Here is a 2,357-nt window from a genome sequence, read left to right on the forward strand (position 1 = left end):
GTGTCCGTCCGGTAATCCCCACATTCAATTCATAAATTAGCTACGGCATGGTGTTCTTTTTTTGCTAAGGAGAATACCCATGCAGCGACACCAACGAAGAGAAGTGCAAGACTGGCTCAATTTATTTGAGCAACAAAAGGAAAGCGGACTCACTGCGGTGGAGTTTTGTCGCCAGCAGCAGATTAACCTTCAAACCTACTATACCCGACGTCGTGATATTCGGCTTCAACGAACAAGCAGTAAGTTCGTTCAAGTGAAGCGTGAAGTCACGAAGGTTGAGTCATACACTGAGAAAATGGGTGGCGACCTCCTCCTGAAATTGGGAAACGCTCAACTTAGCATGCCAACCAATATTAATCCTCACTGGGTTGTCGCCGTGATGAAGGCATTGGGCGAATGAAGATGTTCGTTGAGCCTGCCGACATTTATCTATACATGAATATCGTCGACTTCCGCAAATCGATAAATGGTTTAATTGTGGTTGTTGAGCAGGATATGAATCTCAATCCGTTCCGCGATGCACTGTTTGTCTTCTGCAATAAAAAGCGCGATAAGCTCAAAATACTTTACTGGGATAAAACGGGCTTTGTACTCTGGTATAAACGCCTCGAGAAGCATCGGTTTAAGTGGCCTGTCGAGACGGAATTGCAACAACTGCACGTGAGTGAACAACAGCTACAATGGCTGTTATCGGGCTACGATGTCATAGGCCATCAGCCCTTGCACTACAATGCATCCGGCTTATAACCTGTGATCATAAGTAGCGATTATCGATCACGAAACGGTCTTAATAATGTCGGGTAATCAGTACCTTATTGCATGATAATAACGTCATGGATATTGATATCGAAAACTTACCCGACGACCCAGCAACATTGAAAAAGATGTTGTCGCAAGTCATGTCTCGTAATCAATACCTTGAAGAGCAGTTTCGTATTGCCCAGCACAAGCAGTTCGGTAAAAGCACCGAAGGCCATCCTGGGCAAGGCGAGTTGTTCAATGAGGCGGAAGAACTGGTCGTTGAGGCTGAATCAGCCGAAGAGACGATTAGCTACACCCGTAAAAAGCCCGCACGTAAACCATTGCCTCAAGACCTGCCTCGAGAGATTATTGTTCACGATATCAGCGACGAAGACAAAGTCTGTGGCTGCTGTACGAATGAGTTACATCGTATAGGTGAAGATAAGTCAGAGAAGCTTCAGTTTATCCCTGCTCAGGTCAAAGTGATTGAGCATGTTCGTCCCAAATATGCGTGCCGTACCTGTGAAAAGGACGGTATCAGCAACACGATTAAACAAGCGCCCGTACCTCACAGCGTTATCCCCAAAGGTTATGCCACACCAAGCTTGTTAGCCCAAATCATCACCAGCAAATACCAATATGGTTTACCCCTTTATCGACAAGAATCTATGTTCAAACAGCATGGTGTCGAATTAAGCCGTAAAACCATGGCAGATTGGATAATCCGTTGCGCTGAGTTGTTTAAACCCCTTTGTGAGCAGCTTCATCAACATCTGTTAAAGCAGCCCGTTATCGCGGCGGATGAAACCACGTTGAAGGTGGTTGAATCTGAAAAAGCGAATAGCTATATGTGGTTGTACGCCAGTGGCGCTGACTCGCTTGCTGGAAATACCCCCGATACAGAAATACCGAATATCGTGTTGTACGACTACCACAATAGTCGCGCAGGGCGATGCGCAGTAGACTTCCTAAAAGGCTATAACGGCTACTTACAAGTGGATGGCTATCAAGGTTACGAGCAAACGCAAGCCACACTCATTGGCTGTTGGGCACATGCACGTCGAAAGTTCATGGAAGCTAAAAAAGGCGCAGGTAAAAAAGGCAGTGGCAAAGCGGATTGGGCACTCAATCATATCCAAAAGCTCTACCGCATAGAAACTCAGCTAAAAGATAAAACGGTGGAAGCGAGATACATCGCCAGACAAGAAAAGAGCCTGCCGTTACTCAATCAGCTCCATACATGGCTAGAGAAATCAGTACAACAAGTGCTACCGAAAACCAAATTAGGTGAAGCGATACAATACTGCTTGAGCCAATGGGAAAAGCTTGCACGCTACACACTCGATGGATTACTGAATATCGATAATAATCGCGCTGAGCGCGCGATTAAACCGTTCGTGATAGGCAGAAAAAACTGGCTGTTTAGCCAAACCGCCACAGGCGCAAACGCCAGTGCAGTGCTCTACAGCATCATCGAAACCGCAAAAGCCAACGACCTCAAGGTATTCGAGTATGTGATGACCTGCCTTGATGAACTCAGTCGGCCCGACGCCGATATCGAGCAACTACTACCATGGCAATTTGCTAAGCGCTAGGTGAGATTGCCGGACGGATAC

Annotated in this window: 3 protein-coding genes; all 3 read left to right on the forward strand. The window is 46.4% G+C overall.

Going from position 1 to position 2,357, the window contains the following annotated elements; genetic code table 11:
- Window positions 1-79: 79 nt before the first annotated feature.
- The 3 genes from tnpA (at window position 80) to tnpC (ending at window position 2,336) form a co-directional block, all read left to right on the forward strand.
- A complete protein-coding gene (tnpA, locus tag GTQ48_RS17385; protein ID WP_163107801.1) occupies window positions 80-400 on the forward strand; it encodes an IS66 family insertion sequence element accessory protein TnpA in 321 nt (106 codons plus the stop codon).
- Complete coding sequence (gene tnpB, locus GTQ48_RS17390) at window positions 397-747, forward strand: IS66 family insertion sequence element accessory protein TnpB (RefSeq protein ID WP_163107802.1); 351 nt, start codon at window positions 397-399, stop codon at window positions 745-747. The genes tnpA and tnpB overlap by 4 nt, the downstream gene beginning before the upstream one ends.
- 86 nt (window positions 748-833) lie before the next feature.
- Window positions 834-2,336: an IS66 family transposase gene (tnpC, locus tag GTQ48_RS17395; RefSeq protein ID WP_163107803.1), complete on the forward strand. Its 1,503-nt coding sequence runs from the start codon at window positions 834-836 to the stop codon at window positions 2,334-2,336.
- Window positions 2,337-2,357 lie beyond the last annotated feature (21 nt).

This window comes from Alteromonas genovensis, from assembly GCF_010500895.1.
In the GTDB taxonomy this organism is placed as follows: domain Bacteria; phylum Pseudomonadota; class Gammaproteobacteria; order Enterobacterales; family Alteromonadaceae; genus Alteromonas; species Alteromonas genovensis.